Origin of the sequence: Shewanella sp. AS16 (assembly GCF_021412365.1) — a bacterium.
In the GTDB taxonomy this organism is placed as follows: domain Bacteria; phylum Pseudomonadota; class Gammaproteobacteria; order Enterobacterales; family Shewanellaceae; genus Shewanella; species Shewanella salipaludis.
Genome location: NZ_JAKCLK010000002.1, coordinates 52,085 through 65,621, shown reverse-complemented (window position 1 = coordinate 65,621; position 13,537 = coordinate 52,085). Strand labels below are relative to the sequence as shown.

The following is a 13,537-nucleotide window of genomic DNA, read 5'->3' as shown; positions in this document are numbered from 1 at the left end:
GATGGACTGTGCCAGGTCGGCTGGCGGGCGTGCAGCTTACAGGATCTGGCTGCACAGCGCCATCGAATACGCATATTTAGGACCCGGGAGCGGCGCCTTCGGCAGCGGCTTTATGTGTGGTAATGGGTTAACTATAGTATCTTGTAGTTAACCTTCTTGGACTCGTGGTGAGAGTATGACGGCAATGGAGCATGTCGAGCGCCTGGCGCGGGAGCGACGGGAGCAGGCCCAGGCGATCATCAGGAATGTGCAGCAGATGGCCAATATTCCGGCACAGGAAATGCTGCTGGCACAGCGGCGTTTGCCCCAGAATGCCAGGGTGGCACTGCACTTTCATCCCGACAGACTCGACAGCCGCGGCCTGAGTGTGGCGGCCGGGCTGTTGCAGGATGGCGTCTACAAGAGCCAGTTCGAAACCCATATCTCCAACGGCCAACTGTCACCCGAGCTGGGTGGCCCGAGGGATCATTGGGAGAATCGCGTGTTCGGCCAGGCCTACAAGGGGACTAAACTCAGACCCAAGTATGGCGCCCTGGATCTTGGGCTATGGCCCGATGGTCCCTCGCCGCGTTTCGGCAGTTGTTATCTCCTCACCTGTCCCGAGGTGCTGCAGCGCAGCAGTTTCTGTTACCTGGACTCTTACCGTAACCCCAAGGAGTGGGGCACTCTGAAGCAGTTCGATGAGGTGTTTGCCGCCCTGCTGAGCGAGAGTTTCGAGCGGCATTACGCCCTGGGACGGGCCGACTTCAAACCGGCGCAGCTGGTGCATCACCTGAGCCGGCAATTATCCCTGGATCCCTCAGCCCGCTTCGGCGGACGGGCCTCGGCCAATCTGGATCACTACATAGAAGTGCAGGTTCACGGCGAAGTGTCTCTGGCGGAAGACGTCGACTATTTGGTGGCGGATCCCGCCTTCGAGGGAACGGAGACAGGCGAACTGCTGCAACGGCTCGCCGCCGAATACGAGATGGACTTATGTTGGCATGGGGGCTTCAGACTGCATCTGGCGCAGATCCCGTCGGATTTCCGCGGCCCGGCTATGCCGTCGCTCGCCCGCCGTGTCGCCATGGATGATTACCTGGATGCCAGAGCGCTGGGGCTGGCGGCCCAGGCGCTGCAACGCAACCCGCAGCTGTGGCGTGACAGGGGCAGCCGGGAGCTGGTGGCCCAGGAGCTTAAGCTCCTATGGCATGTGCTGGTCAAATACGGTGAGCCCAGCATTGGTGAGCGGGGTTGAGTCCCGGGTTTATGACTTATTTGTGGTCCAGCTAACAAATTCGCCCGTCCGGGTTTCCTCATGGAAGAATGCCTGAGATACTGCTGCCCAATCCTGAGCCATGTATTCACTCGGGTTACTTATTAGCCTAAGCTCTTCATTGTTATTGCCTTATGCCGGATTTGCATGGATAAACCCTTAGAGAAACGTCTCAGCCTCTGGTTGAAGTCCCAGCGCCATGCCTGTGGCCCTTATCTCAAATTGACGCTCCTGTGCGGCCTGTTGTCGGGTGCCGCCATGGTGGCGCAGGCGTACCTGATAGCCACAGTGCTCGACGGCATCATAATGCTCGAGCGTCCCAGGAGCGATTTCGATGCCCAGTTCCTCGGTCTGCTGGCGCTGATAGCTGTGCGGGCGGCGCTGGCCTATGGCCGTGAGCGGGCCAGCTTCAATGCCGGGGTCAGGCTGCGAAAACAGATACGCGGCGCCGTGCTGGCACGCCTCAGCGTATTGGGGCCGGCATTCATTCAAGGCAAACCCGCGGGTGCCTGGGCCAGCATAGTGTTGGAGCAGGTGGAAAACCTGCAGGATTTCTACGCCAGGTACCTGCCGCAAGTCGCCCTGGCGGGTTGCATCCCCCTCATCATACTGGTCGCCGTATTTCCCCTTAACTGGGCCGCCGGGCTGGTCTTGCTGACGACGGCGCCGCTGATCCCACTGTTCATGATCTTGGTCGGCATGGGTGCCGCCGAGGCCAACCGCAACAACGTCAGGGCCCTGTCCCGGCTCAGCGGTCACTTTCTGGATAGGCTCAGGGGACTGAGCACCCTGAAGCTCTTCTACCGCGCCGATGCCGAACTCAAACAGATAGCCGATGCCAGCGAGGAGTTTCGCGGCCGCACCATGTCAGTGCTCAAGCTGGCATTTCTCAGTTCGGCTGTGCTGGAGTTTTTCGCCGCCGTGTCTATCGCAGTATTGGCTGTCTACTTAGGTTTCAGCTACCTGGGGAACCTGGACTTCGGCCATTACGACATCAAGATCAGCCTGTTGACCGGGATGTTTATCCTCTTGCTGGCACCCGAGTTTTACCAGCCGCTGCGGGATCTCGGCACTCACTATCACGCCAAGGCCCAGGCCATAGGTGCCGCCGAGGCGCTGATGGCACTGTTGCAACAGCCGCCGGCCGCAGTTTCAACCCCAAATGCCGCTGCCGCCGGCGAGCCCTATGCCGGTGAGCCCATGTTTGGCGATGACATCACCATCAGTGCCAGCGGTTTGAGAGTCCATACCCTGGACGGCCTGTGTCTGCTGGGGCCGCTGAGTTTCAGCCTAATGCCGGGGCAGCACCTGGCGCTGGTGGGCCCGAGCGGCGCCGGCAAGACCAGCCTGCTCAATGCCTTGCTGGGGTTCCTGCCCTACAGCGGCAGTTTGCAAATCAACGGTGTCGAGTTGAATCGTCTGGATCTGGAACAGTGGCGGCGTCGCATCGCTTGGTTGGGGCAGGAGCCCCAGTTGTTTCATGGCACAGTGCGCGACAATGTCGCCCTCGGCAGGCCTGAGATGACGGATGAGTGCATTCATGAGCTGCTGGCCCAGGCCAATATCGCCGATTTTGTCGCCGCCAGCCCCATGGGCCTGGCGCATGGGATAGCCGAAGAGGCGGGCGGCCTGTCTGTCGGCCAGGCCCAGCGCATCGCCCTGGCCAGGGCCCTGGGCCAGGGGGCAGGGCTATTTCTGCTCGATGAGCCCAGCGCCAGCCTGGACAGCCATAGCGAGCGCTTGGTGCTCGCCGCGCTGGATGAGGCCATGCAGGGCAAGGCTTGTATCATGGTGACTCACAGGCTGGAGCACCTGGCGCAGATGGATAAGATCTTGGTGCTCGCCGGGGGGCGACTGGTGCAGGAGGGCGACTTCGACGCCTTGGCCACTGCCCCCGGGGTATTTAGCGACATGTTGACCGAGCAGGAGGAACTGCTCGACTTAGATGGCTTAGATGACCTGGTGCCGGAGACTAAGATAGAAACTGACGTTCTGGCCGCCGGCCGGGGGGCCGAGTCATGAGCCTTCTCTGGCCTTTCCTGCGCCTGTTCAAGCGCCAGTGGCAGATCCTCTTGCTGGGCATGTTGCTCAGCCTATTCACCCTGGCGACGGGCATAGGCCTCTTATCCCTTTCCGGCTGGTTCTTGTCGGCCACCGCAGTGGCCGGCCTGAGCCTGACCACGGCCCAGGCATTTAACTTTTTTACCCCGGCGGCCGGCGTGAGATTCTTCTCCATCGGCCGCACCCTGAGCCGCTACGGCGAGCGGCTGGCGACCCATGAAGCCACCTTCAGGCTGCTGACCCGGCTACGGATATGGGTCTGGCAGAGGCTGATGCCCCTGAGCGCCGCCAATCTGCTGGGGCTGAGGCGCGGCGAACTGCTCAACCTCTTGCTGGCCGACATAGACACTCTGGATCACCTCTACCTGCGGCTCCTGACCCCCATGCTGGCCTCGCTGTTGATGACCCTTGGGTTGTACCTATTCCTGGCGAGCTTCGATGCTGCGCTGGCACTGGCGCTCTGTGGCCTGCTGTTGGCAGCCTGGTTGCTGTTGCCGCTGCTCTTCTATCGTCTGGGCGACAGGGCAGGTCGGGACACGGTCGACAACAAGCGCAGGTTGCGGGTACTGCTGCTGGAGTATCTGCAGGGCCAGGCCGAGCTGACGCTATTTGGCGCCAATGGCGGCTTCCTGGCACGCCTGGACGCCGCCGAGCGGGCGCTGTTTGGCAGTCAAACGGCCATGGCCAGGGTGACGGCCCTGAGCCAGGCGCTGCTGGTGCTGGTCAATGGCGCCGCGCTGCTGCTGGTGTTATATCTGGCGGCCGCGGGTATCGGCGACAGGTATCCACCCGGCCCTCTGTTGGGGCTCATGGTGCTGGCCACCATGGCCTGCGCCGAAATGCTGCAGCCCATCGCCGGGGCCTTCTCTCAGCTGTCGGCCTGCGTCCAGTCGGCCGGCCGCATCCTGGCGCTGACCGAGCAGACGCCGGCGATCCGCTTCGCCGAGGAGACAAACTCGGGGGGCGGGGTGCCGGCGCAGACGGGGCGCCTGGCGCTGGATGATATCTATTTCGGTTACGCGCCCGGGGAGCCTGTGCTCGAGGGGTTGTCGCTGAGGCTGGAACCCGGCACCAAGGTGGCACTGCTCGGGCCGACAGGTTGCGGCAAGTCGAGCCTGTTGGCATTGATCTGCCGTCAGTGGCAACCCCAAGCCGGCGCTATCCGGCTGGATGACAGGCCGATAGAGGCTTACGGCGAGCGAGCCCTGCGCCAGTCCATGTCCCTGGTGAGCCAAAGGATCCACCTATTCAGCGGCAGCCTGAGGGACAACCTCGCCCTGGCATTGCCCGAGCATGAAGCCGATACGGCCGAGGTTAAGGCGAACGACGAACGCCTGATGGAAGTGTTGCACTTGGTGGGCTTGGGCAGCTTGCTCGAGGGCAAGGCGCCGCTGGATGCCTGGATAGGCGAGGGGGGGCGTCAGCTCTCGGGTGGGGAGAAGCGCCGCATAGGCGTGGCCCGCGCCTTGCTGCGGGATGCGCCGCTCTTGCTGCTCGACGAGCCGACCGAGGGGCTGGATAAGCAGACAGAGCGGGAGATCCTCGCCCTCCTGTTCGCCTTCGCCAAGGACAAGACGCTGCTGCTGATAAGCCACAGGCTCACCGCCATGGCGCAGATGGATGAGATCCATTTGTTGCAGCAGGGCAAGATCGCCGCCTCCGGCAGCCACGAGACGTTGCTCGCGAGCAACGCCTACTATCAGAGCCTGTATCGCCGCCTGAGCTGAACCTGCATGAGGCGAGACTTCGCCATCGGCTTTGCAGTTTATTTTCGGCTGTTGTGTTGCTCCGCTTCCAGATGTGCCTGTCCTGCAGCCGATAAGGCGAGACTCGCCATCGGTTTTGCAGTTTATTTTCGGCTGTTGTGCTGCTCCGCTTCCAGATGTGCCTGTTCGGCAGCCGATAAGGCGAGACTCGCCATCGGTTTTGCAGTTTATTTTCGGCTGTTGTGCTGCTCCGCCTCCAGATGTGCCTGTCCTGCAGCCGATGAGGCGAGACTCGCCATCGGTTTTGCAGTTTATTTTCGGCTGTTGTGCTGCTCCGCTTCCAGATGTGCCTGTCCTGCATGCAGCCGATAAGGCGAGACTCGCCATCGGTTTTGCAGTTTATTTTCGGCTGTTGTGTTGCTCCGCCTCCAGATGTGCCTGTCCTGCAGCCGATGAGGCGAGACTCGCCATCGGCTTTGCTGTTAAGGCTTATCTGTCATGAATATTAACTTGGTTCAGTTACCGCGGATTTGCTGCTCCGCTTCCAGATGTGCCTGTCCTGCAGCCGATGAGGCGAGACTCGCCATCGGTTTTGCTGTTAAGGCTTATCTGTCATGAATATTAACTTGGTTCAGTTACCGCGGATTTGCTGCTCAGCTTCCAAATGTGCCTGTCCTGCGGTGATGGCGATAACCGCCCTGGACTTAAATTCGCGTCGATACAAGGTATAGACGATGAACAGGCTGGCGCCGATAAACAGCAGCGGGTGGAAGAACCAGCATAGGGCCGCCATGGAGAAGTAATAGGAACGCAGGCCATAGTTGTAGGTATGTGCCGCCTGATCTTGCACTATCGCCATCTGCCTGGCGTAGCCGCGCAAATTCTCATCCGTGCCGGACTTGTCGACCGGCGCCGCGCCTATCATGACGTTGAGGAAGCCATACTGGCGCATCGACCAGGTGAATTGAAAGAAGGCCAGCACGAAGATCCCGGCCAGCAGCCCTAGCTTGACCTGTACCAGGGGGTGATTCAGGGCGGAGAAGGGCACTGAGGCGATCACGCTCTCCAGCTTTTCCACCTGGGCAAACAGGGTCAGCACCCCGGCCAGCACCAGCAAGGTGGTGCTGGCGAAGAAGGCGATGTTGCGTTCCAGATTGGCCAGCAGCGCCGCCTCACCGACGCGCATTTCCCGGGTCATCAGCTGGTACATCCAATGTATCCTATGCTGATGCAGGCTGCGGGCGATGCAGGCCGTGGTCTTGGCCTTGCGGCGGGCGAAGGCGGTATAGCCGGACCAGCAACAGATGAAACACAGGAAAGACAGTATATCCAAGAGAGAGATAGTCATAGGGAACGGCAGCAAAAGAGGTAATAACTTGATTATGCAACACTAAGTGTGAAGTTTTATAGTCTTTTATCTTTAGGGGAAGCGCCGCTCAGGGATTGCGGCGGCGCGCCGGCCGTCTCAGCCTCAGTCGACTCGTTGCAGGCCGGCCTGTTGGCGGTGATAGTGCCTCAGTGCATGCTCTTTCTGCCTGGATTGGCTGAAGCTGGTGACGCGTTTGAGGTAGCCTATTACCCGGGTCGCCCAATCGACATCCGTGCTGTGACAGGCGCTGCAATGGTAACGCGTCTGTTTGTCTATATGGCGACAGCTATTGCATATGGTGACCTTGATATTGGTGGTCCAATAGTTACAGCCGGTTCTGGCGGCTATCTGATACAGCTTGAAATACTGCTCTGGGTCCGGGTATTCCTCCAGATTCAGATGCAGCGCCGAGCCGCCATCGAGGAATTGCGTCAGCTCCTTGCCGTGCAGTACGAACTTATCCACCAGGTTGAGCGATTCGTCTTCGACCGGATAAAAGTAGGAGTTGTAACAGTCTCGATTCACCTTCAGCCCGGACTTCCTGTCCCACTTGGCATTCTTGACCCCGAGATTTTCCGCCGGCACGAATTCGGTATTGAACTTGTAGCCCCAACGCTGACTGGCGACCTTGTTCGCCTGGTAGATGACCTTGAGTTGGCTTTCGACAAAGGCTTTATATTCGCTGTTATTGCCGGGAACTATGCCCCTGGACTCGGCGGCCTCAACCATGCCGTTGATCCCTATGGTCAGGAATTGCTTGTCCAGGTGGATGAAACCTGCGTCGTAAACCGGCAGCATATGGCAGGCTTGATAATGTTCCATCAGCTTGCGGTAGGCCACTTGGTATTGTTGGATCTTTTCTATTTCTTCGCCGAGATCTTTCCCCTGCTGCACCAGGCGGTTCAGGTTGAGGGTGATGACATTGATGGAGCCGGTCGCCACCCCGCCGGCCCCCAAGGTGTAGGAGAAGCTGTGATCCGCCACTTCGTTGCGCAGGCGGCAACAGGAGGCCAGGGAGTCGGGGCTGTCGGACATATAGACGAAAAAGCTGTTGCCTTTGGCCATCTGGGCACTGCAGAAATGGCCGAATTCAACATCGGCGACCTGCTTGTTGTGGGTGAGCATGGCGGCGGTGACCACAGGGTAGGTCAGCAGTGCCTTCTCACGCTCCTTACCGAACCAGTCCATGAAGAAGTGCTGTAACTTATTGATGGATTGCCAGTTGGGACTGTCGCCATCGGGGAAGATGAAGTTCTCGAACATGGCGTTGAGGAAGCGCTCGGAGAAGAGGGAGATGTTCCAGAATACCGATTGATAGCCCCGGGCGGCGGCCGGTTGGTTGAGGCTGTACACCACATGCTGCAGGTGGGCTTCTATCTTGGCTGCCGCCGTTTGGGTGTAGTCATCGCCATAATCCTTGCGGGCAAAGTGATCGAAGTAGGTCAGGAACTCCACTGTGGCGACGGCACCGGCAAATTGGGCGCTGACGGCAAACACCAGATTGATGAAGCAACCACAGAAGGATTCCAGATGCTGCGGGGCGCGTGACTCGCCGCCGAGTTTGGTGAGGCCATCCAGTAACATGGGATACAGGGACAGGCTGACGCAATAGGGTTTGAGTGAGCTTTCATCGTGGGCGTAGATCAAGTGTTCATTGATGCTGTTTTCATACTCCTCGGCGAGCGAGGCATCGAACAGTTGGCTGATCTGATTTTTCATCAGGCGCCGATTGATGGCGATGTTGATGTCCTTGTTGAGCTCCGTCTCCAGGGTCGCCAGATTTTTGCTGCTGACATTGGCATTGGCGTCATATTTGGACCCGTCGGCGGCATTGGCGGCACTGATATAATCTTGAATGAATTGAACCTTTTCGGTTATCAGCTCTGAGGGTATGTTTTGCATCTGCTTATCTCCTTATTCTCGGATGAATTTGTAGTTGATGATTTGCTTGCGGTTAAGGTCATAAAATTTCTGGTTGCTGCCTGGGCTGGCAAGGCCGCCGAGTTGCTGTTTGAATTCCCCTGTCTTGAGGTAATCCAGGTGGGCGACAATCTCAGGAGCTACCCGCTCCCGCCCCGTGTAGAGGCAGGTCTTGAAGTTCATGCTGCTGGCCAATGCCAGACAGGGGATTAAGGACCCGGGTTGCCACTCGCCGCCGAAAAACACTATGCAGCTGACAAAGCCTTGATACTGTTCCAGGTAGGCCAGATAGCGACCCTGGGTAAGGGGCTCGCCATAGCTGGCATCCCAGAGTTCGACCGAGTGACAGCCTTTGCAGCCGACATCACAACCTGTGATGCTGAACAGCAGGGAGACTTCCCCTGGTACTTCCTGCAGTGCGATCTGTGGCGTCAGAGAGTTAAACATCGTAATTACTATATATTGTGATTTGTTGTTAAAATATACCTATATATAGTGTTTGATGCATCCGCTACTCGCCCCTCCTTTGATGTGAATCAAACTTTGGCCAGCTAATCTTTATTGGGTCAAAAAACTGGCCGGTGCTTGGGCAAGGGCTCCTGGGCAAGGGCACCCGAGCAAGGGTATTCGGGCCGGGAAGGCATAGGGGGAAGGAGTTCGGGGGCAGACAAGAGCATGCCAAGTGCGGCCTGCGGCCAGGGGAAAGGGGCAAGGAGCAAGGAGCAAGGAGCATGGGGGAAGGTGCTATGGCGGCTATCCATGGCCGCGTCAGCTGCAGGCGTTAAATGACCTGTGCGGTGTTGGCATTGCGTGGCAGCAGGACTCGCAGCGGTTATTTCAGTTGGCGTATCGCGATCGATTGGCCCTTGGGGCGGGGTTTATCGGCGCCGCTACCCGACGTCGAAGGCGCGGTTATGTCTTCCATGGGAATATTGGCGTCGGCGTACAGTTGGCTCACATCCCTTATATGGATCTCGCCGTGGGATTCCAGGATCAGTCCCTCGGTTACCATCTTCTTGATCAATCTGGAAAAGGTTTCCGGCTGGATCGACAGACGCGAAGCCAGCATGCGCTTGGGTATGTCCAGGGTGACCAGGCCCTGGTTCGGGGCTATGGTCTGCATGTTGCGCAGCAGAAACAGCAGCAAGCGGTTCTGAGCATTCTGTACCGACAACAGCTCCACTTCGTTGACGTGTTTTCTGAGTCTGTGGCTCATGTTGGCCATGATGGCGATGCAGGCACTGGGATTGTTTCTCAGCAGATGCAGGTAGGCATGGCTGTCGAAACTGATGAGTTTGCAGTCGGATACCGCCTGCGCCGACACGGGATAGTTGGCCTGTTGATTGAACATCAGGGCTTCGGCGAAACTGCTGCCCTCGCGTACCACTTCGATGACTTTCTCCTGGCCCTGCACGCTGGTGCGGTAGAGGCGGAGGTGCCCCTTGACTATCAGGTAGAAGCGCTCTGCATCGTCTCCCTGATGGAACAAGATCTCATGTGCAGGCAGGCCCATGACGCTGGCGCAGCGCAGCAGTTGTTCCAGCTCGGTCTCGGCCAGGCTGGAAAAGAGATGATGGCTGTGGAGCAGGTCGCTTATTTGGCTATCTTTGATCACCCGGCTTCCTTGAAACATGAGTCGACTCCATCAGTGTAAGCCACTGGCGCACCAAAGTGCTGATCCAGATCAGCCCAGTGGCATTTCGAGTCGGCCAGGGTCCTGGCTGCCAACCTCAGTGCTGCTGGTGCATGTTATGCTCGGCTTGTTCGCCCTGGTTGAGCACCTCGGCAGTCACCTTCAGGGTCTCACCTTGGGCCAAGATCAGGGTCAGTGGCACAGTGTCGCCTTCGGCGGGCACACCTGAGCTGAAGTCTGACATCATGCCGTGCAGCCCCGCGGGGGCCAATTTGACCACGGCGTGCGCCGGAATGCTGATCTGCGCTACGGGCTGCATGCGCATCATGTCGTTGTGCATCATGCTCTGATGCAGGGCGATGCGGCCCCTGGGGCTTTGTATGCCGGTCAGGACCAGTTCTGTGTTGCCCGGGTTATGCAGGATCAGGTACACAGGCACGACCCGCGAGCTGGGTGGCATGGCACGGATCCAGGCATTATGCACCATCAATTCGCTGGCATTGACGCCCAAGCTGCTCAAACATAAGAGGCCCAGGCCGAGTAATCTGAATCTCATCTTTTATCTCCTTAAAGTAAACTTTCAATCTGTTGCTGCATCTCTGCCAGCGGGGTGCCGGTATAGAAGAACCCCCTGACTCTTTGCTTACCGTCCAAGACATAGATCTTGGCCGTGTGGGAGTAGAGGTAACCCTGTTGCGCCGGGGCATTCTTATCTTCGACACTGAGTTTCTTGTATTCTGTGGTGACCTTCTCATCGGCGAGCTTGACATAGTCGGCCTTGAAGAGGGCGGCGACCTTGTCTATCTTCTCCCGGCTGTCGACCAGGCCGATGAAGCTGGGGTCGAAGTAGCTCAGGTACTTGTTGAGGTGTTTGGGCGTGTCATAGTCGCTGTCTATGCTGACAAACAGCACCTGGATCTGTGACCTTTGCTCCTGGGTCAGCTTATGCATCAGCTGGCTGATGTGCGCCATGGTGGTTGGGCAGATATCGGCACAATTGGTATAGCCGAAGAACATCATCACCACCTTGTCCTTGAAGTCTGAGAGTTGCACTTCGCCCCCCTTGCTGCTCTGTAGGCTGAAGTCGCCGCCTATGCCCTTGAGGATCGGCATGCCGGCCCAGCTGGCGGTGCTGAAGACCAGTCCCAAGCCTAAGCCCAGGCCTAAGCATAGGAGGCTGCCCCAACGAGTGTGTTTGTGTCTTATCGATGTCATGGCTTTGTCCTCTTCTGGCAAATTAACAACGGGTCTCGGCGCCGGGATCCGTCACCGGCGGCAGGTAGGCTTCCCTGTAGGCGGCTATGACGGCGACGCCATCTCTTATCTCAATCCGCATCTCGACCCCGAGTTGCGCCAATTCGGTATCGCCTTCTTGGTTGATTGCTGTCCATTGATATTCGAAGTTGACCCGGTACTCGGCTGCGGCCGAGCCTGGCTCGATATTCAGGTTCTTGATGGCGCGCCGGCTCTTGCTATGTTTGAGCACTCTCAGGTAAGGCAGGTATTGCTGCGGCGCCTGCACCTGGGGCTCAGGGCTCTCAAACTGGGCATGCTCGGCGAGCATGGGCATGAGGCCTGTCTGTGGCGGCTGGGCTTGTGCCTGGCTGTCCAGGGCCTGGGTCCAGCGATAGAGCAACGCCCGAATGAGATTGTTGTCGGCGGCGGCACGGTAGCGGGAAGTGAAGTCATCCGGCTCGTTGACTCGGGTCTGGCTGCGGCTCACTTTAAAGCCGTCGCTCGTCAGGGTGAGTTCCTGAACCAGATAGCGGCCCTGGACCAAGTCGCCATCAGTCGGTCTGTCCTGGTAATCGACAGTGACTTCTACCCGGCGCTGGGCGTCGTCGGCCGTCAGCTGGGTGAGCTTGAGTATATGGTGGGCCCCTCTCTGGGGCTGGGCCTGAGGGTATTCGGCAAAATCCAGTTCGCTGTCTGCCGTGGCCAAGTGGCGGGGCAGTACCCCGAGATCCAATTGAGCGTACCAGGCGTAAACGGCGCCATAGAGGGAGTAGTCGATTTCCTGCTCGGCGGCCTGGCTCAATGGGGCGCATGCCATGGCGGCGATAACCAGGCATAGCGACATGAAGCGCGGCATACGCCGGAAGCTAAGGTCCTTCATAGTTTCTCCTGGCTGCAATGGCGCGACTCTGGTTGTGATTATCTGTGGTTGACAGTCTGCACTGAGTCGTGACTGAAGGCATGAAGGGCCCAGGGAGTCGACTCCCTGGGCCCAGGCTCAAGCCGTTAGGCTATGTTGCTGGGTTTTCTGACCTGCACCATAAGGTTGTCGTCCCATTCACCGTCGACCTTAACGTGACCGGCGGCGCCTTTCATTATGGCTTCGATCAGGTTGTGGTTGACGTAGGCATACAGACCGGGTTGACGGAAGGTATACAGGGCGGCGCAGGCGCTGCCACCGGCAACCATCCAGGTTTCCAGATTTTGTTGCGGCGCATCTGTGAATGAACCCGAGGCCCAGACGTAATCCCCATGACCACCTATGATGTGCGGCCGGGTGTCGCGGTTCGCCTGGGAGTGGATGAAGAGTACAGATTCGCCCACTTTGGCCGTCATGGCGTTCTTGCCTGTCAGGGCGCCCACCGCACCGTTGAAGACTATGTGGGATGGGGTGAGGGTCTTCATCACTTCCAACACATCATTCATGCTGCCGGTGACTGTGTCATAACTCTTGTATTGGCCCTTGGTATCCTTTGGCACATAGAAGTCGGATTCACCCACATAGTAGGCCTTGTCATAGCGAATGGGGTTGCCTTCGCCATCTTTGAGACCGTCTCTTGGCAACACCATGATGGAGCCATGCATGCCCATGGCCACATGCCAGGGGATCATTACGCCGCCCGGGGCACAGTGGTACACAAAGGTACCCGTCTTGGTGGCCTTGAAGCGGAAGGTGACTTCCTGCCCGGGAGACACTAAGGTCATGGCGCCGCCGCCCAAGGCGCCGGTGGCCGCATGCAAGTCTATGTTGTGGGCCAGGGCGTTGGTCTTGGGGTTAACCAGGGTCAGTTCGATATAGTCGTGCTGGTGGCAAACGATCAGCGGACCCGGTACGCTGCCATTGAAGGCACATACCCAGGCCTTGGTGCCATTTTCCAATTCAACCTGTTTCTCTTCGACGACCAGTTTCACTTCGACTATCTTGGGCTTGCCCTTGGCAACTTGATCGTGTTTGGGCACCATTGGCGGTTTCACCAGCTCCAGCGTCACGCGCTCCAGCTGATCTGCTGTGTAATTGGCCATGCGATCCACTTTCTTGGCATTGGTGCCGGCTTGGGCCTGGCCCGAGATTAAACCTGCGGCCAATCCTGCACCTACTAAGCCCATGCCGACAGAGCCCCCCAGGAATTGGCGGCGTTGTTCGTCGATCACAGCTGGAGAGTTTGAAGTGTGCTTTTTCATATGATGCTCCGTTATTAACGCTTGTCATCCTAGAGCTCGAACTGCCAGAGCGTCTCTGATGCTTGTTAGTGTGTTGTTGCAGCCAAGGTTAAGGGGTTACGGAAGCCGGGTACTTGATTTTGGTCAAGTTAAGTCAAGAATGTTAACAAGTGTGATCTCAAGCCCAATTTTGTGTT

Annotated in this window: 11 protein-coding genes; 3 read left to right on the top strand and 8 right to left on the bottom strand. The window is 58.3% G+C overall.

The annotated features are described in order from the left end of the window. The first annotated feature begins 175 nt into the window (after positions 1 to 175). From LZP73_RS05145 to cydC, 3 genes are all read left to right on the top strand, one after another. Positions 176 to 1,237: a DUF3626 domain-containing protein gene (locus tag LZP73_RS05145; RefSeq protein WP_234233395.1), complete on the top strand. Its 1,062-nt coding sequence runs from the start codon at positions 176 to 178 to the stop codon at positions 1,235 to 1,237. A 165-nt stretch (positions 1,238 to 1,402) separates the two neighbouring features. Beyond that, entirely contained in the window at positions 1,403 to 3,277 is a 1,875-nt protein-coding gene (gene cydD / locus LZP73_RS05140; RefSeq protein ID WP_234233394.1) for a heme ABC transporter permease/ATP-binding protein CydD, read from the top strand. After that, positions 3,274 to 5,043 carry a heme ABC transporter ATP-binding protein/permease CydC gene (cydC, locus tag LZP73_RS05135; protein ID WP_234233393.1) on the top strand — a complete coding sequence of 590 codons (1,770 nt, stop codon included), beginning with the start codon at positions 3,274 to 3,276 and terminating at the stop codon, positions 5,041 to 5,043. Before cydD ends, cydC begins: the two co-directional genes overlap by 4 nt. Positions 5,044 to 5,653: 610 nt before the next feature. On the opposite strand, the gene LZP73_RS05130 is transcribed toward cydC, so the two are convergent. The 8 genes from LZP73_RS05130 to nirK all read right to left on the bottom strand — a co-directional run bounded on the left by LZP73_RS05130 (position 5,654) and on the right by nirK (position 13,361). Beyond that, positions 5,654 to 6,370, bottom strand: coding sequence for a DUF599 domain-containing protein (locus tag LZP73_RS05130; protein ID WP_234233392.1), 717 nt, complete (start codon positions 6,368 to 6,370; stop codon positions 5,654 to 5,656). Between the two features lie 123 nt (positions 6,371 to 6,493). Further along, on the bottom strand, positions 6,494 to 8,293 hold the full coding sequence (gene nrdD, locus LZP73_RS05125; protein WP_234233391.1) for an anaerobic ribonucleoside-triphosphate reductase: 1,800 nt from the start codon (positions 8,291 to 8,293) through the stop codon (positions 6,494 to 6,496). A gap of 12 nt (positions 8,294 to 8,305) precedes the next feature. After that, positions 8,306 to 8,758 (bottom strand): 4Fe-4S cluster-binding domain-containing protein, encoded by a 453-nt coding sequence (locus LZP73_RS05120; protein WP_234233390.1) that lies wholly within the window; start codon positions 8,756 to 8,758, stop codon positions 8,306 to 8,308. A gap of 385 nt (positions 8,759 to 9,143) precedes the next feature. Continuing rightward, positions 9,144 to 9,944, bottom strand: coding sequence for a Crp/Fnr family transcriptional regulator (locus tag LZP73_RS05115; protein WP_234233389.1), 801 nt, complete (start codon positions 9,942 to 9,944; stop codon positions 9,144 to 9,146). Positions 9,945 to 10,041: 97 nt separating this feature from the next. After that, complete coding sequence (locus LZP73_RS05110) at positions 10,042 to 10,500, bottom strand: copper chaperone PCu(A)C (RefSeq protein WP_234233388.1); 459 nt, start codon at positions 10,498 to 10,500, stop codon at positions 10,042 to 10,044. Between the two features lie 11 nt (positions 10,501 to 10,511). Further along, complete coding sequence (locus tag LZP73_RS05105; RefSeq protein ID WP_234233387.1) at positions 10,512 to 11,159, bottom strand: SCO family protein; 648 nt, start codon at positions 11,157 to 11,159, stop codon at positions 10,512 to 10,514. A 22-nt stretch (positions 11,160 to 11,181) separates the two neighbouring features. Continuing rightward, entirely contained in the window at positions 11,182 to 12,060 is an 879-nt protein-coding gene (locus LZP73_RS05100) for a hypothetical protein (protein ID WP_234233386.1), read from the bottom strand. 125 nt (positions 12,061 to 12,185) lie between these two features. Next, positions 12,186 to 13,361 carry a copper-containing nitrite reductase gene (gene nirK, locus LZP73_RS05095; RefSeq protein WP_234233385.1) on the bottom strand — a complete coding sequence of 392 codons (1,176 nt, stop codon included), beginning with the start codon at positions 13,359 to 13,361 and terminating at the stop codon, positions 12,186 to 12,188. Positions 13,362 to 13,537: the final 176 nt, after the last annotated feature.

Excerpts from the sequence above, each read along its gene's own strand:
- LZP73_RS05145 (WP_234233395.1), top strand. The coding sequence starts at position 176 with ATGACGGCAATGGAGCATGTCGAGCGCCTGGCGCGGGAGCGACGGGAG.
- cydD (WP_234233394.1), top strand. The coding sequence starts at position 1,403 with ATGGATAAACCCTTAGAGAAACGTCTCAGCCTCTGGTTGAAGTCCCAG.
- cydC (WP_234233393.1), top strand. The coding sequence starts at position 3,274 with ATGAGCCTTCTCTGGCCTTTCCTGCGCCTGTTCAAGCGCCAGTGGCAG.
- LZP73_RS05130 (WP_234233392.1), bottom strand. The coding sequence starts at position 6,370 with ATGACTATCTCTCTCTTGGATATACTGTCTTTCCTGTGTTTCATCTGT.
- nrdD (WP_234233391.1), bottom strand. The coding sequence starts at position 8,293 with ATGCAAAACATACCCTCAGAGCTGATAACCGAAAAGGTTCAATTCATT.
- LZP73_RS05120 (WP_234233390.1), bottom strand. The coding sequence starts at position 8,758 with ATGTTTAACTCTCTGACGCCACAGATCGCACTGCAGGAAGTACCAGGG.
- LZP73_RS05115 (WP_234233389.1), bottom strand. The coding sequence starts at position 9,944 with ATGTTTCAAGGAAGCCGGGTGATCAAAGATAGCCAAATAAGCGACCTG.
- LZP73_RS05110 (WP_234233388.1), bottom strand. The coding sequence starts at position 10,500 with ATGAGATTCAGATTACTCGGCCTGGGCCTCTTATGTTTGAGCAGCTTG.
- LZP73_RS05105 (WP_234233387.1), bottom strand. The coding sequence starts at position 11,159 with ATGACATCGATAAGACACAAACACACTCGTTGGGGCAGCCTCCTATGC.
- LZP73_RS05100 (WP_234233386.1), bottom strand. The coding sequence starts at position 12,060 with ATGAAGGACCTTAGCTTCCGGCGTATGCCGCGCTTCATGTCGCTATGC.
- nirK (WP_234233385.1), bottom strand. The coding sequence starts at position 13,361 with ATGAAAAAGCACACTTCAAACTCTCCAGCTGTGATCGACGAACAACGC.